Genomic DNA, 16,665 nt, shown 5'->3' on the forward strand with positions numbered 1-16,665 from the left:
TTAGAATAGATAAAAGCCTAAAAAAAGTGGAGGTATCTTAAATATCGTGTCAGTCAGTCAAAGAAATCGAATCGATGTGAAGCTAGTAGCTCTGGATATGGATGGAACACTGTTAAATGACGAACAAACCATTTCTGATGAAAACAGAAAAGCGATTAAAGAAGCTGAGGAAAAAGGGGTTTATGTCGTGCTTAGCACCGGGCGGACGCTGATGACGTGCCGGGAGTTGGCGGAGTCGCTCGAACTGTCTTCTTTTTTGATCACGGCAAATGGCAGTGAAATCTGGGATTCGTCTTTCAACCTGGTCGAGCGCCAGCTGCTTCATCCCGATCATGTCCAAATGATGTGGGATTTGCGCAATCTGCACAACACCGATTTCTGGGCCGCCAGTGTCGATAAAGTGTGGAGAGGCGAGTTTCCTGAGGATATACAAGCGTATGAATGGCTGAAATTCGGCTTTGATATTCCGGATGACGACGTCAGAAACCGGGTCCTGGAAGAGCTGAAAAAGAACAAAGAATTGGAAGTCACCAATTCAAGCCCGACCAATATTGAAGTCAATGCCATCGGGATCAATAAAGCGGCCGCTTTGGCAAAAGTGTGCGAGCGCCTCGGCTTTACGATGGAACATGTGATGGCGGTCGGAGACAGTTTAAATGATATCGCCATGATCAAAGAAGCCGGTTTAGGCGTTGCCATGGGGAACGCCCAGGAAATCGTCAAAGAAACCGCGGACTGGATTACAGATTCCAATATCGAACACGGAGTCGCAAAGGCGATCAGGCATTGGGTATTGTCCTAGCCGAAAAAAGAGCCGATTTGCGGCTCTTTTTTTTGTGCAAAATAAAAAATATTCATGGACTGAAGCAAGCTGAAAAACCTTGTGAAATCAGGTTTATCAGCTAAAGTTTTTAGGTATAACGATTTATTTTATGTGAGGTTTCCTAACAATATGATGCCAAGCGGGCAAATCCTTGATATAATCAATTCAAGTTTGATTATTCGGAATTAATGTTCCGAAAATCGGAACAAAACGAGGGATATACTAAAATTCGACCGAATGTGCATCAATATATAGGGGGGATTTGATGAATCAAGTTGATTTAAACTGCGATCTTGGAGAAAGCTTCGGCGCTTATAAAATCGGGCTGGATGAGGAGATTCTCGAGTTTGTTACATCAGCCAACATCGCTTGCGGATTTCATGCGGGAGACCCTGGCGTCATGCGCAAAACCGTCAAAATGGCGGCGGAAAAAGGCGTGAAAATCGGCGCGCATCCGGGACTTCCCGATTTAGCGGGATTCGGGCGCCGCAATATGGCGATCACGCCTGAAGAAGCATACGATCTTGTCGTGTATCAAATCGGTGCGCTTTCAGGATTTCTAAAGGCTGAAGGCGTGACCATGCAGCATGTGAAACCCCATGGCGCACTATATAATATGGCTGCGCAAAGCCGGGAACTGTCGGATGCGATCGCGCGCGCAGTTTATCAAACAGACCCGGAACTGATTTTATTCGGTTTGGCGGGAAGCGAACTTGTGCTTGCCGGTGAAAGAGCCGGTTTAAAAACGGCTCACGAAGTTTTCGCCGACCGTACATATCAAGAAGACGGAACGCTGACTTCCCGCCGCCAGAATGATGCGCTGATTCAAGATGACGATGAAGCCGTCGGCCAGGTGATCCGCATGGTGAAAGAAGGCAAGGTCCGCAGCCTGCAGGGAACGGATGTCATCCTTAAAGCAGATACGGTGTGCATTCACGGTGATGGTGCACACGCGCTTCAGTTTGCGAAAAAAATCCGCCGCGAACTCAGAGCAGCAGATATTAAAGTACAAGCTTTTTCTACATGATGTTGACAAAAGGAGGAATACCATTTGAAACAAAATAAAAAAACAAAAGCGCCGGCAGGCAACTGGACGTTGCTTTTGGGCGCCGCTTTTTTAATGGCCACATCTGCAATCGGTCCGGGATTTTTAACACAAACCACAGTATTTACACAATCTTTGGCCGCAAGCTTCGGCTTTGTCATCCTCGTTTCCATCATTTTAGATATTTTCGCCCAAACCAATGTGTGGAGAATTATTGCGGTTTCTGAAAAAAGAGGGCAGGAAATCGCCAACCTCGTCTTACCGGGACTCGGCTATTTTATCGCCTTTCTTGTCGTTCTGGGCGGGCTTGCCTTCAACATCGGCAATATCGGAGGCGCCGGTCTCGGCATGCAGGTTTTATTCGGCATTTCGCCGCAGATGGGAGCCATCATCAGCGCCGTCATCGCGATTTTGATCTTTGTCATTAAAGAAGCGGGAAAAGCGATGGACCGGTTTACGCTGATCGCAGGCTTTGTCATGATTTTACTGACGGTGTACGTCGCTGTCACCACCGGACCTCCGGTAGGGGAAGCGATAACGAAGACGGTCATGCCTGATAACATTGATTATCTTGCGATTATAACGCTTGTCGGCGGTACGGTCGGCGGATACATTACATTTGCCGGCGGACACCGATTGCTTGATGCGGGTGTTAAAGGGAAGGATGCGATCCCTGAAGTAACGAAAAGCTCTGTTTCCGGCATTTTGATCACGTCTGTCATGAGGATTGCGCTTTTCCTTGCCGTACTTGGCGTCGTATCAAAAGGTATGCAGATTAATCCGGATAATCCGCCGGCATCAGTATTCCAGCATGCCGCAGGAAATGTCGGATACAAAATCTTCGGCCTCGTCATGTGGAGCGCTGCTATTACATCCGTGATCGGTGCTGCTTATACGTCGGTATCATTCTTTAAAACGTTTTCTCCGAAAATCGAAAAGAATTCACGCGGCATTATAATTGTCTTTATTATTGTATCAACGCTTTGCTTTGTAACAATTGGAAAGCCGGTCAACCTTCTCGTTCTTGCCGGCGCATTAAACGGCTTAATCTTGCCGATCGCACTAGGCTCCCTTTTAATCGGCGCGCATAAGAAGAATGTCATCGGCGACTACAGGCATCCGATCTGGCTTACAATTCCGGGCATTCTGGTCGTTATTGTCATGGCCATCATGGGAGGCTATACGTTAATCAATGAAATTCCTAAGTTATGGGGATGATCTCGTTGCATGTAAATGAAATGCGTCCTGACGAAGTCAGGGCTCTGATTCGAAAAGGGGAAATAACGGGTCCGACAGCCGGCATGGCCGGGGGTTTTACCCAGGCAAACCTGGTGATTTTGAAAAAAGAGCTCGCTTTTGAGTTCTTGCTGTTTTGCCAGCGCAATCAAAAGCCGTGTCCGATTCTTGATGTCACGGACCCCGGATCTCCGGTTCCGTCCATCACGGCGCCGGACGCTGATATCCGCACCGATTTTCCAAAATACCGCGTATACAAGCGTGGCGAATTGGCGGATGAAGTGACAGATATCTCTTCTTTATGGGAAGACGACATGGTCGGTTTTTTAATCGGCTGCAGCTTTACGTTCGAACAAGCGTTAATGAATAACGGAATCCCTGTCAGACACATTGAAGAAAAGCGAAATGTCCCGATGTATCAAACGAATATTCCTTGTGTCCCGGCAGGCCGTTTTCAAGGGCCTATGGTCGTCAGCATGAGGCCGGTTCCGGAAGAGCAGGCGGTGCGAGCCGTTCAGGTTACATCAAGGCTTCCCGCCGTTCACGGAGGGCCTGTCCATATCGGCAGTCCAGAAGCCATCGGTATAACAGACATCGCAAAACCCGATTTCGGCGATGCGGTAACGATAAAAAAAGGGGAAGTTCCGGTATTCTGGGCTTGCGGCGTCACCCCTCAGGCAGTCGCAATGCACGCAAGGCCGGAGCTGATGATTACGCATTCGCCCGGCCATATGCTGGTTACCGATGTTCGGGATGAACAATTTGGTGTGTTATAGGATTTCAAAATCAATACAGAGCGGTTTATCTGTATTGATTTTTAATTTAAGGGGATGAAAGGCAAGGTGAAACAGAATTGAAAAATCTTTCGAATGCGACAATGTCTCCGCTCGGCGACTCCGCGGTTATCATCCAGCTTGGAGAGGGGATAAGCGAACAGACGCACCGTGTCGTCAGCGCGCTGACAAAGCGGATTGAAAACGATCCGTTTCCCGGTTTTATTGAGTGTGTGCCGGCTTTCACGAGTGTGACCGTTTTCTATCAGCCATTTGAAGTATACCGCAAGATGGAGAGCGGCAAGGCTGTTGATTCTCCGTATGAAAAGGTAAAAGCCCTCCTCGACCATCATCTCCAAGAGCTCACAATGGAAGAAGAGACAGATCAGCGCACGGTGGAAATTCCGGTTTGTTACGGCGGCCGTTTCGGCCCTGATTTGGAGGAAGTGGCCGACATCAACGGCCTGACTGCACAGGAAGTCATCGATATTCACACCTCGGGTGAGTACCTCGTTTATATGATCGGCTTTGCGCCGGGCTTCCCTTACCTAGGCGGAATGTCTGAAAAGATAGCCGCACCGCGGCGGTCATCTCCTCGGACTTCGATTCCCGCCGGTTCAGTCGGAATAGCCGGCATGCAAACAGGCGTCTATCCCCTTTCAACGCCGGGCGGCTGGCAGCTGATCGGCAATACGCCGCTTGAATTATTCAAGCCTTATGAACAGCCTCCGAGCCTTCTGAGAGCAGGGGATATCGTGAAATTTGTCAGCGTGACAGAAGAGGAGTATCACGCGCTGAAGGAGGGGAAATCTTGAGCATAGAAGTGTTAAAGCCGGGTCTGATGACAACGGTTCAAGACTTGGGCCGCACAGGTTTTCAAAAATACGGCGTGCTTGTCAGCGGTGCCATGGATGCCGATTCTTTGCGGATTGCCAATCTGCTCGCGGGGAACAGCCAGAACGAAGCTGCGCTTGAAGTGACGCTGATGGGGCCGGGGCCGTCTCTCCGCTTTCAAAAACCTGCTCTTATAGCGGTGACGGGCGCTGACTTTTCACTGATGGTAAATGACGAAGAAGTCCCGCTTTGGCGCCCGGTTTTCATCAAAGAGGGCAGCGTGTTGACATTCGGCATGTGCAAGCGCGGAAGCCGTGCATATATGGCAGTGGCCGGGGGAATTGATGTGCCGCCTGTAATGGAAAGCAAAAGCACATATGTCAGAGCAGGACTCGGCGGCTTTCAAGGAAGGGCGCTTCAAAAGGGAGACGTGTTATCGCTAGGCAGCCCGACGCCGTTGTCGGAAGCGCTGCACAGAAAGCTCGCAGACGAGGGCAAAGAACGGGGCTTTGCGGCTCCGAAGTGGGCTGTCGACCGCAAATATTTTCTCCCGCTAAAAAAGAACCCGGTCATTCGTGTCATCAAAGGCGATCAGTTTGCTTGCTTTACCTCATCATCACAAGAGCGCTTTTTCGCGGGTCCATTCCGGGTGACGGCTAAATCCGACCGGATGGGGTACCGTCTTCAAGGAGAGGCGCTCGAACTCACTCAGCCTCTGGAAATGATCTCTGAAGCGGTATCATTCGGAACGATTCAAGTGCCGCCCGACGGCAATCCGATCGTTCTTCTCGCAGACAGGCAGACAGCGGGCGGATACCCGAGAATCGCCCATATCGCATCAGCTGATTTTTCTCAGGTCACGCAGATGATGCCGGGCGAGCAGGTGCAGTTTCAGCTTGTCAGCCTTCAGGAAGCAGAGCGCGTTTACATCGAACGGGAGACGAAAATCAGCGAACTTTCTGCCCGATTGAAGCTTGAATACATGTTATGATAGGTGTGATGTGTATCAGGAGGGGGAAGGCATGGAACATAAAAACAAAACAGTCGTCAAAGCCATGACCCTGCTCAATCTGTTCCTGACGAGAGAAAGGCTCTCGCTGGGCGACATGATTGAGCTGACAGGCATGCCGAAAACATCTGTCTACCGCATGGTTTGTTCTCTCGAAGAAATGGGTTTTCTCGACCGCGACGAGAACGGGATGTATAGCTTAGGACTGCTGTTTTTGCAATACGGCCACCTTGTTTCAGAAAGGCTTGATATTCGAAAAATCGCTCTGCCCATCATGGAAGAACTCCGCGATGACGTGGATGAAGCCGTCCATTTAATTGTAAGGCAGGGAAATGAAGCAATGTATATAGAAAAAATTGAGGGCACGCAGACCGTTCGCCTCTATACAGCGATCGGGAGGCGGTCCCCTTTATATGCCGGAGCCTGTGCGAGAAGCATTCTGACGTTTTTGCCTGAAGAGGAGCGGGATGCCTATATCGAGCAAACAGAGCTGGTGCCGATCGCTTCCGGCACGATCCGGGACAAGGCTGAGCTGATCCGCATTGTGGACGAGTCGTACCGGAGCGGCTGCACGGTCAGTCATTCGGAGCTCGAAGACTACACCTCCGCGATTGCCGCGCCGATTTTCAATCATAAGCGCGAAGTCGCAGCTGGGATCAGCATCGCCGGGTTTGAAGCCCGCTTTCAGAAAGACCGTCTTCCTTATTTGACCGAAAGAGTGAAAAAGGCGGCGCTTGACATCTCGAGAAAATTAGGTTTTTAGGAAAAAAGAAAAGTATCCTTTCGAGCCTCTGCCGAGTACATATATGGTAGCTGCCGCGAAAAAACGGCATATCGGAGGGGGAAAGGATATGACGCTTCAATATACGGCTCTCGGCGACTCTTTAACCGTCGGGGTCGGTGCAGGTTTGTTTGAGCCGGGATTTGTACAGCGCTATAAAAGGAAAATGGAAGAGGATTTGAACGAAGAAGTTTCTTTGATTGTATTTGCGAAATCCGGTCTTGAGACGTCGGAAATTTTAGCGATGCTGAACGAGCCTTTCATCATGGAACAGGTCAAAAAAGCGGACGTCATCACGATAACGGGCTGCGGAAATGATCTTCTGCAATCGCTGGAGATATATGAAAAAGAAAAGGATGAACACGTCTTTTTGGAAGCTTCCTCCCACTGTCAGAAAAACTACTCAGGCATGCTTGAGAAGATCAGAGAAATAAAGGGAGAAAAAGATACGCGTTATCTCGTCCGGCTTCTCAATTTATACAACCCATTTCCGTCAATCGAATTAGCGGACAAATGGATTTCCGGCTTTAACAGGCACTTAAAGCAGCTAGAGTCCGCTCCGCAAATCAAGGTGATCGATACTTATGCTGTCTTTAAAGGACGCGAAAAAGAATATTTGTCAATTGACCGTGTGCATCCAAGCAGCAGAGGGTATGAAGCGATGTCGGAAAAGCTGAGAGCGGCGGGCTACGGGCGGCTGGAGGGCTGAATATGATGAAGAAAGACCATTCCAATCAGGAATGGTCTTTTTTTATGCAATTCTTCAGCGAGCAGCCGAAAACAGACTAAAAAATGAAACTATTAAATTTTGTCACACGGCTCCTGCCAAAGTGCCGTTTTCTTTCGATTGAGCAGTCATCTGTAAGCGTTTTAATATAGAAACAGGGAGCCGACATTATTCGACATCATTTTTTTATCACAGGCTTTAAAGGACAACAAAGGAGGGTTATGAAATGGAAGATAGACAAAATCAAGATTTCAAAGTAAAGATTCAACGTTTCGGAAGCTATTTGAGCGGAATGATCATGCCGAATATCGGTGCATTTATCGCATGGGGGATCATTACCGCATTGTTTATTCCGACGGGATGGATGCCGAATGAAGCGCTTGCTTCATTGGTTGATCCAATGATCAAATTTTTGCTGCCGCTCTTGATTGGATACACGGGCGGTAAGATGGTGTACGATCACCGCGGAGGCGTCGTCGGTGCGACTGCAGCGATCGGCGTTATCGTCGGCGCGGACATTCCGATGTTCCTCGGCGCGATGATCATGGGGCCGCTGGGCGGCTACCTGATGAAACTGACGGACAGGCTTTTCAAAGATAAGGTCCGTTCCGGATTTGAAATGCTGATCAACAACTTTACAGCCGGAATTCTCGGCTTCATTCTGGCGGTGCTCGGCTTTCTTGCAATCGGTCCGGTGGTGCTCGGCTTAAACAAAACATTGGCGGCCGGCGTGGAAGTGATCGTCAATGCGAATCTGCTTCCGCTCGCAAGTATTTTTGTAGAGCCTGCGAAAGTTCTTTTCCTTAACAATGCGATCAACCACGGTATTTTGAGCCCGATTGGTATTGAGCAGGCCGCCCAGACAGGAAAATCAATTTTATTCCTTTTAGAGGCGAACCCAGGCCCTGGTCTCGGGATTCTTTTAGCTTACATGATTTTCGGAAGAGGCACATCAAAGCAGACCGCTCCGGGCGCTGCAGTGATCCATTTCCTAGGCGGTATTCACGAAATTTATTTCCCTTACATTCTGATGAAACCGCTGTTAATCCTGGCTGCAATAGCGGGCGGAGCGAGCGGTGTGCTGACGTTTTCCATCTTTAATGCGGGGCTTGCGGCTGTTCCTTCACCTGGAAGTATTATTGCGGTGCTGGCGATGACGCCGAAAGGCAACCACATCGGCGTGATCCTTGGTGTTCTCGTCGCAGCAGTCGTTTCATTCATTGTAGCTTCTTTGATTTTGAAAACGTCTAAAGCCGGCGAAGAAGATTTGACGGCCGCGGCGGAAAAAATGCAGCAAATGAAAGGCAAGAAGAGCCAGGCCGTTTCTGCATTGACTTCGGCTGACGAAGCGGAAGAATCAGCGGCTCCGTACGAAAATGTCAGCAAGATCATCTTCGCGTGTGATGCCGGAATGGGCTCCAGTGCGATGGGGGCATCAATTTTGAAAAACAAAGTCAAAAAAGCAGAACTCGATATCGACGTATCCAATACATCGATCAATAATCTGCCGGAAGATGCCGATATCGTCATCACGCATAAAGACTTAACGGAACGCGCAAAAGCGAAGCTTCCAAGCGCCAGACACATATCGGTGGAAAACTTCCTTAACAGTCCAAAATACGACGAACTGATCAATCAGCTTAAAAAGTAAAGTTTGAGAACCCGTGAGCCTGAAAATCAGGCTCACACAACATGTATGAAAGAGAGTGATTTCCCAATGAAACCAGTACTTGCAAAAGAAAACATTCATCTCAATCAATCTGCCGCAACGCAGGAAGAAGCGATCAGACTGGCCGGAAAGGCGCTGGTTGACGCCGGCTATGTTACCGCGGATTATATCGAGAAAATGTTGGAGAGGGAAGGCCTCACTTCCACTTACATGGGGAACGCAATCGCCATTCCGCATGGTACGGAAGACAGCAAGCAGGATGTTCTTCATTCCGGAATATCCGTTATCCAGCTTCCGGAAGGTGTCGAATACGGCGATGGCAATATTGCTAAAGTGATCTTTGGCATTGCCGGAAAAAATGATGAGCATTTGGAGATTTTGTCAAAGATTGCGATTGTCTGCTCAGAAGCGGACAATGTCGAACGGATCATCAATGCGAAAAATGAAGACGAGTTAATGGCGGTTTTTGAAGAAGGTGACCAGGTATGATTGCACTGCATTTCGGTGCGGGGAACATCGGCCGCGGATTTATCGGAGCCTTGCTCTGCAAATCGGGGTATGATGTCGTGTTCGCCGATGTAAATGATGCCGTGATCAATGAACTGAACGATAAGGGCCGCTATACCGTCGAAATGGCCGATGCCGGAAGGAAGCAGGAAACGATCGGACCGGTCCGGGCGATCAACAGTGCGACCCAGCTTGACGAATTGTATGATTTGATAGCGAAAGCCGACCTTGTCACCACAGCGGTAGGCCCGGCGGTGCTTAAATTGATCGCAGAGCCGATTGCAGAAGGTTTGAAGCGTCGGATGAAAATAAACAAGCAGCCTTTAAATATTATAGCTTGCGAGAATATGATCGGGGGCAGCGCTCATCTTCGCGAGGAAATTTTCGCCCGCTTAACTGAAACGGAGCGCGCCGCAATCAGCGATTCAGTCGGCTTTCCGAACTCGGCAGTCGACAGAATCGTGCCGATCCAGCACCATGATGATCCGTTGAAAGTAACGGTGGAGCCTTTTTTCGAATGGGCCGTTGATCAAACGGAATTCGCCGGAAAAGTGCCGGATATTGAAGGTGTGACATATGTAGCGGATCTTGCGCCATTCATCGAAAGAAAGCTGTTTACGGTCAATACCGGACACGCCATGGCGGCGTATGCCGGCTATAAGAAAGGTTTGAAGACGATAAAAGACGCCATTCATCATCCGGAGGTCCGCCAAACGGTGGCAGGCGCGCTAGAAGAAACAGGCCGGTACCTTGTCCAAACATACGATTTTACACAGGAAGAGCACCGGGCATATATGACAAAAATTATCGGCCGCTTTGAGAATGAATGCCTGTCAGACGATGTCACCCGTGTGGCCAGGTCGCCGCTTCGCAAGCTTGGCAGGGATGACCGTCTTGTCGGCCCGGCCCGGAAGCTTTGCGATCTCGGCTTTGAACCTGTCCGCCTTGCAGAAGGCATTGCCCTGGCGCTGCAGTTTGATTGTGCCGATGATCCGGAAGCCGTTCAGCTTCAAAGCATGATCGCTGAAAAAGGCTATGCCGGCGTGCTTCGCGACGTATGCGGACTCGAAGAGGATCATTCTTTATTCAAACTGGTAATCAGCCATTTGAAAGCATAGCTTTAGATAGAATCGGGAGAGGGCGGCAGCCGGGCGGGGGCTGCCGAAAACAGAATGTATGAACAGGGCGGCGCAGATGCAACCTAATCTAGAAACATCAGCTGTGAGCTGATGTTTCTTCACTTCTTGAAAAGTATTTGCACAGATTTTAATAAAAAATTAATTAGTTTGAATTGAAGATTTTTTGACAGCGTTTTATGATAGGGATACCGTTTCAACCGCCGGAACCCCTTTCACCCCCCCCCCCGCAAAAACGACAACACCGGAGGCGGCGTTTTATGTATATGACAGCAAGGGAACAAAAACTAATGAAATACCTTTTGCATCAAAACCGTTATGTCAAAGTCAATGAAATTGCCGGCTATATAGAAGTCAGCACAAGAACGGTCCACCGCGAGCTCAAAGCGGTTAAATCCGTTCTGGACAAGTACAGGCTTCAGCTTGATAAGCAGCCGGGAAAAGGCTTGAAACTGGTCGGAGCCTACAGAGACAAACAGCGGCTTCTTGAAGATCTGTCCCGGGACAGTCATGTCGAATACAGTGCCGATGAACGAAAGCTTTTGATTTTATGCGCGATGCTTGAAACGGGAGAGCCGATCAAGCTTTATACAATTGCCCATGACTTGCAGGTGACGGCGGCAACGATCAGCAACGATCTTGACGAGCTGGAGAAGTGGATCGCTCCATTCGGCCTTTCGCTGATCAGAAAAAGAGGCTACGGTATAGAGCTGAGGGGGCCGGAGGACGCCAAGCGGAAAATCGTCGGAAACTTGATGGCCGACAAGCTCGATGTTCAGCAGTTTCTGGAAACGATCGAAATGAATATTAAAGGCAAGAACGAAGCGCCGGAGAAAATATTCGGTGTCGTCAGCCGGGGGAAATTGCTGAAAGCGGAAAAAGTGCTGTTTCAGATGAAAGAAAAGTATGGACTTTCTCTTTCCGACAGTGCATACATCGCTCTGGTCGTCCACTTGACGTTTGCGATCGAGCGGATACAGCTCGGTGAAATGATCAATATGAATGAAGAAGAATTGACGGATCTGAAGCGTACGAAAGAGTTTGAACTGGCGCTTGCGCTTGCAAAGGCGCTTGAAGATGCGTTTCACGTGAAGATACCCGAAGCTGAGGCGGGGTATATTACGATGCATTTAAGAAGCGCCAACAAAAGCTTCAAAATCGACTACAGAGCGGAAGATATCGAGCTGGATACTGCGCTCAGAACGAAAAAGCTGATCGATTTCATCTCGCAAAAAACGGGCATGAATTTAACCGGCAATCATTCGCTTTATGAAGGATTAATCGCCCACCTTGAACCGGCGATCATCCGGATCAAAGAAAAGATGTCGGTGCATAATCCGTTAACAGAGCAGGTCAAAAAAGATTATTTTCTCCTATATATGGCCATAGAGGAAGGCGTCGAAATATTTTTCCCGGAAATCCGGTTTCCAGATGAAGAAATTGCTTTTATCGTCCTTCACTTTGGATCGGCGCTTGAGATGAGCAAACAAAAAGTAGACATCAACGCGCTCGTGATTTGTTCGAGCGGAATCGGTTCATCAAAGATGCTGGCCTCGCGGTTGAAAAAAGAGCTTCCTGAAATCGCTTCCTTTGAGATATCCTCTCTGATGGAACTGAAGACGAAAAACACTGATGCCTTTGACATCATCGTTTCAACCGTGCCGATCCCATATGAAAACATTGACTGCGTCACCGTCAGTCCGCTCCTTGACACGGAAGATGTGAAACAGATCAAACACCAGCTCACCCGAAAAATCCCGCTCATCCTTCGGAAAAAGCGGATGGCGCCCAAAAAACCGGAGCCGTTTCCAGATATGCTTCAGATTGCGCGGAAAATCGGCCATTACGCGGCCGGCATTCAACATATACTGAGCCATTTTACGGTTGAAACGATGGAAGCTGAATCAAGCCTGGAACATACGGTCAAACGGATTTGCGGAACCCTGGAAGATCAAGGCCTGGTTAAGGATGCAGGGCAGATGGCGGATGGACTGATGAAAAGAGAAGCACAGGGTGGCCTCGGAATTCCCGGAACAACCTTCGCGCTGTTTCATTTAAAAAGTGAAGCGGCCGCGGTTCCCCTCTTTAAAGCTTATGATCTGTCCAAACCGTTCGAGATCAAAGGGATGGACGGAAGCGCCATGAAGATGATGCGGATGCTCATCATGCTGGCGCCGGCCGATCTGTCTCCGGAAGGTTCCGAGATTCTGAGCTTCATCAGCTCTTCGATGATAGAAAGTGATGAGAGCATAAAAGCATACCAGACCGGAGACCGCGAGCAGCTGTACGGCATGCTGAACGTGCTGTTTCACCGGTTTATACAGGATAAAGAGTGGTGAGAGCCCCGGGTTAACCCGGGGCTTTCTTCATTTTTATCGCACATGGTCATGTTTAAACAAAAATTTCTCCGGTTAAAAGTCTAGTAACATCAGCTAAAGGGAGGAATCACAAATGGATTTGCGCAATCAGCAGACAAACGGGCAGCCGGCGCAGACGCAAGACCGCCAGCCCGGCATCGAAAGCGTCATGAATCCGCGTCCGATCTATGAGGATGAAAATTACAAAGGAACGGATAAACTGAAAGGAAAGGTCGCGCTGATCACAGGAGGCGACAGCGGAATCGGCAGAGCTGTTGCCGTTGCCTATGCTAAAGAAGGCGCGGACATCTCGATCGTCTACTTGAATGAACACGAAGACGCTCAGGAGACGAAAGCGCGCGTTGAAAAAGAGGGCGTCAAATGCCTGCTGCTTCCCGGCGATGTCAGGGATGAAGCTTTCTGCAATGACGCGGTTGAGCAGACGGTGAAGGAGCTGGGCCGTCTTGATATTCTTGTCAATAATGCGGCCGAACAGCATCCTAAAGACAGCATTAAAGAGATTTCCAGTGAACAGCTCGAGAAAACATTTAAAACAAATTTCTTCTCTTATTTCTACTTTACAAAAAAAGCGATTGATTATCTGGAGCCGGGCAGCGCGATCATCAATACAACATCGATCAACCCTTACCGGGGCAATCCGCAGCTGATTGACTACACGGCAACAAAAGGGGCGATCAATGCGTTTACACGGTCGATGTCACAGGCGCTCGTCAAAGACGGCATCCGTGTCAATGCCGTTGCACCGGGACCGATTTGGACGCCGCTGATCCCGTCAACGTTTTCAGGGGAGGAAGTGGCGAAGTTCGGTACAGATACACCGATGGGCCGTCCAGGTCAGCCGGTCGACCATGTGGGCTGCTATGTGCTTTTAGCATCTGACGATTCTTCGTATATGACAGGGCAGACCCTCCACGTCAACGGCGGAGACTTTATCACGACATAAAAGGGGGAAGCTCGTGTGAAGGTGACAAAGGAAGATGTAATTGAATACTACGAGAAAGCGGGCATTGTGCTGAACGACGATGATAAAGAAAACATCCAAATCATGGACTACGGATTAAATAAGCTGGATAAGCTGGGGCTTCAGCTGTTCGTCTATGTCAACACAGACCGCTACTGCGCCAAAGAGCTCGTATTATTCCCTGAACAAACATGCCCCGAACACCGGCATCCTCCTGTAGACAAGCAGAAAGGGAAGGAAGAGACATTCAGGTGCAGATACGGAAAAGTGTATTTGTATGTAGAAGGAGAAAAAACGGAAGCCCCGGCCGTTATGCCGCCGGACGAGGATATTGAACATTTCACCGTTTGGCACGAAATTCAGCTCACGCCCGGCGAACAGTTTACGATTCCGCCGGACACGAAGCATTGGTTCAAAGCGGGGAGTGAAGGTGCGGTGGTCACGGAGTTTTCTTCAACAAGCACCGATGATCACGATGTGTTCACAGATCCGAGAATTTAGCGAATGGGAGTCCATCTCATTCGCTTTTTTTCGCTCGCTCCATCACATCAAAGCCGATGAAGTGCCGTCCGTCATGATCGGCAAAATAAAATTGAACACCGTTCACACAAAGTGTTTTGACCGCTTCCTGTGCCGTCGGTCGAAACCGCCGAACGTGCGTCCCGTTTAGGTAAGCCGGTTCAAGTTTATATTTTCTGCCGGTCAGCGTTCCAAGCCGCGCGATTTCCGGAGCCTCGTCCCCCGGAAATTCGACACCGATGATCCGCTGATGGCGGTCAAAGTCTGCAGACAAAGCCGTGTCGCCGATATCATCTGTTGCTGATACCGATCCGGCCCGCCTTTCCGTTAAAGCAATGTAGCCCATATCAGCCTCGGCATCAAACGATATGAAAATATTCACGTCAAAAACCTCCATTCAATTGTTTAATATACAAGACATTGTGGAAAAGTAACAGTGGAGACGATACAAAGGAGGGAACCTCAAAATGGATCAGCAGCAATTGAAGAACAAGGTGCTTGATATTCTCGATCATCATAAAATCGGTTCGCTTGCAACGGTTGAAAGCGGCAAGCCTCATTCCCGCTACATGACCTTTTTCCATGACGGGCTGACGCTTTATACACCGACAAGCGATGAGACGCACAAGGCGGAAGAGATTGATAACAATCCGAACGTCCACGTGCTGTTGGGTTATAACGGCGAAGGATTAGGCGATGCATACCTTGAAATTACAGGTACGGCAAAGCTCAACCATTCAAAGGATTTAAAGGACAAAATTTGGGATGAAAGGCTTGAGCAATGGTTTGACGGAAAGGACGATCCGAACTTGACCGTGCTTGAGATTGAGCCTTCGGAAATCAGACTGATGAATGAAGGCGAAAGCACCCCGGTCACGCTTGACATGTAGCACTGTGCTCAATCAGTTTGTCATAAAGGGCGAACTGTAGTATAATAAAAAACAGGAACACGCAAAAGAGCAAATAAATGGAAAGTAAACTTCTTTTTTCTTTCTTAGAAGATGCTAATTTCTTCCTCTGACCCGCCCCTAACAGGATAGAGGGAAAAAAGACTTTTTGTTTCACAATTCACACTGGCGCGGCTTCGGAGCCGCAAGGACGAATGAGAGGTAGGGCTTTCGTTGTCTTGTATCAGAAATTCCATGGTGTTTACTTTCGCTCGGAACGATAGATGCTGATCTTTTACGAAATTCAAATGACCGCCTTTGGCAGCGGATAATAATTTATTTGCTCGAATAAATATGATAATTGAGACCGCTTCGGCTTTTGCCGGAGCGGTTTTTGATTTGCCGAAACGTTTCCGTTTTAAAAACAGTCTTACCTATAGACTGGAGGAAGGTAAATGGACTTTTTAACATCCAAGGTGCTATTGATTTTTTGTTTTCTGTTGTTGATCCATTCCATCGAAACGCTCGCTTACGCTGCCCGGCTGTCAGGCGCGAGAGTCGGATTTATCGCATCGGCTCTGTCATTATTTAATGTGATGGTCATCGTCTCGAGAATGTCAAACATGGTTCAGCAGCCTGTGACGGGAAAGCTTGTTGATGTCGCGGGGGCGGATGCGCTTTCCCTCGTCGGTAGCCAATTTCGGTTTTTGATCTTTGGTTCAACCGTCGGCACAATTTTCGGAATGCTGCTTCTGCCGACATTCGTCGCCGTATTTTCGAGAGCGATTGTTCATTTGGCAGGAGAAAATGGCTCCGTTTTGCAAGTGTTTCGCAAGGCGTTTTCAAAAAATAGCTTCAAGCATGCAAAGCATTATGCAAAAAGACCGAGCCTGGAATATGTGAAAGACTTTCGGTTCCGCTATATACCGAAACGGCTGTTTGTCTTGAACATGGTCATTACGGCGATTTATACAATCGGCGTTCTTGCCGCTCTTTATGCGGGCGTCCTTGTGCCCGAAAGGCATACGACCGCGGTGATGGCCTCCGGCCTTGTCAACGGGGTTGCGACGATGCTGCTCGCGCTGTTTGTCGATCCAAAGGTGTCGGTACTTGCAGATGACGTAGCAAAAGGGAAGCGGAGCTATACGTATTTGAAATGGGCTTCGATCACAATGGCAGCATCGAGGGTGGCCGGGACGATTTTTGCCCAAGTACTATTTATTCCCGCTTCTTACTATATCGCATGGATGACGAAGTGGATGTAGTCGATTTTTGACGAAAAGATCAAAATTCGATAATTTTCATTACATTATGAAACAAATGAAAACAAAATATTATCTTTTTCGACAGGGTTAGACAGCTTGATCTTTCTTTTATTAA

At 48.7% G+C, this 16,665-nt stretch carries 17 protein-coding genes; 16 read left to right on the forward strand and 1 reads right to left on the reverse strand.

Annotated features, from left to right (window positions below; genetic code table 11):
- Positions 1-46 precede the first annotated feature (46 nt).
- The 14 genes from H7F26_RS08695 to H7F26_RS08760 all read left to right on the forward strand — a co-directional run bounded on the left by H7F26_RS08695 (position 47) and on the right by H7F26_RS08760 (position 14,380).
- Positions 47-802 carry a Cof-type HAD-IIB family hydrolase gene (locus H7F26_RS08695; RefSeq protein WP_003179011.1) on the forward strand — a complete coding sequence of 252 codons (756 nt, stop codon included), beginning with the start codon at positions 47-49 and terminating at the stop codon, positions 800-802.
- Positions 803-1,088: 286 nt separating this feature from the next.
- On the forward strand, positions 1,089-1,850 hold the full coding sequence (gene pxpA / locus H7F26_RS08700) for a 5-oxoprolinase subunit PxpA (protein ID WP_003179013.1): 762 nt from the start codon (positions 1,089-1,091) through the stop codon (positions 1,848-1,850).
- A 24-nt stretch (positions 1,851-1,874) separates the two neighbouring features.
- Positions 1,875-3,086 carry an NRAMP family divalent metal transporter gene (locus H7F26_RS08705; RefSeq protein ID WP_003179015.1) on the forward strand — a complete coding sequence of 404 codons (1,212 nt, stop codon included), beginning with the start codon at positions 1,875-1,877 and terminating at the stop codon, positions 3,084-3,086.
- Positions 3,087-3,106: 20 nt separating this feature from the next.
- Positions 3,107-3,880, forward strand: coding sequence for a putative hydro-lyase (locus H7F26_RS08710; protein WP_085959542.1), 774 nt, complete (start codon positions 3,107-3,109; stop codon positions 3,878-3,880).
- Positions 3,881-3,981: 101 nt separating this feature from the next.
- A complete protein-coding gene (gene pxpB, locus H7F26_RS08715; protein WP_044051830.1) occupies positions 3,982-4,692 on the forward strand; it encodes a 5-oxoprolinase subunit PxpB in 711 nt (236 codons plus the stop codon).
- Positions 4,689-5,702 carry a 5-oxoprolinase subunit C family protein gene (locus H7F26_RS08720; RefSeq protein ID WP_003179020.1) on the forward strand — a complete coding sequence of 338 codons (1,014 nt, stop codon included), beginning with the start codon at positions 4,689-4,691 and terminating at the stop codon, positions 5,700-5,702. The genes pxpB and H7F26_RS08720 overlap by 4 nt, the downstream gene beginning before the upstream one ends.
- 31 nt (positions 5,703-5,733) lie before the next feature.
- Positions 5,734-6,483, forward strand: a complete 750-nt coding sequence (locus H7F26_RS08725) for an IclR family transcriptional regulator (RefSeq protein WP_003179022.1) — start codon at positions 5,734-5,736, stop codon at positions 6,481-6,483.
- A gap of 88 nt (positions 6,484-6,571) precedes the next feature.
- A complete protein-coding gene (locus H7F26_RS08730; protein ID WP_011197556.1) occupies positions 6,572-7,210 on the forward strand; it encodes a GDSL-type esterase/lipase family protein in 639 nt (212 codons plus the stop codon).
- 244 nt (positions 7,211-7,454) lie between these two features.
- A complete protein-coding gene (locus H7F26_RS08735) occupies positions 7,455-8,879 on the forward strand; it encodes a PTS mannitol transporter subunit IIBC (RefSeq protein WP_003179025.1) in 1,425 nt (474 codons plus the stop codon).
- Between the two features lie 66 nt (positions 8,880-8,945).
- Positions 8,946-9,386: a PTS mannitol transporter subunit IIA gene (locus H7F26_RS08740; RefSeq protein ID WP_003179027.1), complete on the forward strand. Its 441-nt coding sequence runs from the start codon at positions 8,946-8,948 to the stop codon at positions 9,384-9,386.
- Entirely contained in the window at positions 9,383-10,522 is a 1,140-nt protein-coding gene (locus H7F26_RS08745; RefSeq protein ID WP_003179029.1) for a mannitol-1-phosphate 5-dehydrogenase, read from the forward strand. Before H7F26_RS08740 ends, H7F26_RS08745 begins: the two co-directional genes overlap by 4 nt.
- A 278-nt stretch (positions 10,523-10,800) precedes the next feature.
- The gene (locus tag H7F26_RS08750; protein WP_003179031.1) at positions 10,801-12,879 is read left to right on the forward strand and encodes a BglG family transcription antiterminator; all 2,079 of its coding nucleotides are present in this window, start codon (positions 10,801-10,803) and stop codon (positions 12,877-12,879) included.
- Positions 12,880-12,991: 112 nt separating this feature from the next.
- Positions 12,992-13,861 (forward strand): SDR family oxidoreductase, encoded by an 870-nt coding sequence (locus tag H7F26_RS08755; RefSeq protein WP_003179034.1) that lies wholly within the window; start codon positions 12,992-12,994, stop codon positions 13,859-13,861.
- A 15-nt stretch (positions 13,862-13,876) separates the two neighbouring features.
- Positions 13,877-14,380, forward strand: a complete 504-nt coding sequence (locus tag H7F26_RS08760; RefSeq protein WP_003179036.1) for a D-lyxose/D-mannose family sugar isomerase — start codon at positions 13,877-13,879, stop codon at positions 14,378-14,380.
- A 16-nt stretch (positions 14,381-14,396) separates the two neighbouring features.
- Here the strand turns inward: H7F26_RS08760 and H7F26_RS08765 are convergent, their stop codons facing one another.
- Complete coding sequence (locus tag H7F26_RS08765; RefSeq protein WP_003179038.1) at positions 14,397-14,780, reverse strand: DUF2283 domain-containing protein; 384 nt, start codon at positions 14,778-14,780, stop codon at positions 14,397-14,399.
- Between the two features lie 85 nt (positions 14,781-14,865).
- Here H7F26_RS08765 and H7F26_RS08770 point away from each other — a divergent pair, with 85 nt between their 5' ends.
- Both H7F26_RS08770 and H7F26_RS08775 read left to right on the forward strand, forming a co-directional pair.
- Entirely contained in the window at positions 14,866-15,288 is a 423-nt protein-coding gene (locus tag H7F26_RS08770; protein ID WP_003179040.1) for a pyridoxamine 5'-phosphate oxidase family protein, read from the forward strand.
- Between the two features lie 452 nt (positions 15,289-15,740).
- On the forward strand, positions 15,741-16,550 hold the full coding sequence (locus H7F26_RS08775; protein WP_003179042.1) for a lipid II flippase Amj: 810 nt from the start codon (positions 15,741-15,743) through the stop codon (positions 16,548-16,550).
- The last annotated feature ends 115 nt before the right edge of the window (positions 16,551-16,665 follow it).

The organism is Bacillus sp. PAMC28748, from assembly GCF_014250415.1.
In the GTDB taxonomy this organism is placed as follows: Bacteria; Bacillota; Bacilli; order Bacillales; family Bacillaceae; genus Bacillus; species Bacillus licheniformis.

What these genes read in the sequence shown, in the direction of transcription:
- pxpA (WP_003179013.1), top strand. Translation starts at nt 1,089, where the DNA reads ATGAATCAAGTTGATTTAAACTGCGATCTTGGAGAAAGCTTCGGCGCT.
- H7F26_RS08725 (WP_003179022.1), top strand. Translation starts at nt 5,734, where the DNA reads ATGGAACATAAAAACAAAACAGTCGTCAAAGCCATGACCCTGCTCAAT.
- H7F26_RS08730 (WP_011197556.1), top strand. Translation starts at nt 6,572, where the DNA reads ATGACGCTTCAATATACGGCTCTCGGCGACTCTTTAACCGTCGGGGTC.
- H7F26_RS08740 (WP_003179027.1), top strand. Translation starts at nt 8,946, where the DNA reads ATGAAACCAGTACTTGCAAAAGAAAACATTCATCTCAATCAATCTGCC.
- pxpB (WP_044051830.1), top strand. Translation starts at nt 3,982, where the DNA reads ATGTCTCCGCTCGGCGACTCCGCGGTTATCATCCAGCTTGGAGAGGGG.
- H7F26_RS08770 (WP_003179040.1), top strand. Translation starts at nt 14,866, where the DNA reads ATGGATCAGCAGCAATTGAAGAACAAGGTGCTTGATATTCTCGATCAT.
- H7F26_RS08710 (WP_085959542.1), top strand. Translation starts at nt 3,107, where the DNA reads ATGCGTCCTGACGAAGTCAGGGCTCTGATTCGAAAAGGGGAAATAACG.
- H7F26_RS08735 (WP_003179025.1), top strand. Translation starts at nt 7,455, where the DNA reads ATGGAAGATAGACAAAATCAAGATTTCAAAGTAAAGATTCAACGTTTC.
- H7F26_RS08745 (WP_003179029.1), top strand. Translation starts at nt 9,383, where the DNA reads ATGATTGCACTGCATTTCGGTGCGGGGAACATCGGCCGCGGATTTATC.
- H7F26_RS08775 (WP_003179042.1), top strand. Translation starts at nt 15,741, where the DNA reads ATGGACTTTTTAACATCCAAGGTGCTATTGATTTTTTGTTTTCTGTTG.
- H7F26_RS08750 (WP_003179031.1), top strand. Translation starts at nt 10,801, where the DNA reads ATGTATATGACAGCAAGGGAACAAAAACTAATGAAATACCTTTTGCAT.
- H7F26_RS08755 (WP_003179034.1), top strand. Translation starts at nt 12,992, where the DNA reads ATGGATTTGCGCAATCAGCAGACAAACGGGCAGCCGGCGCAGACGCAA.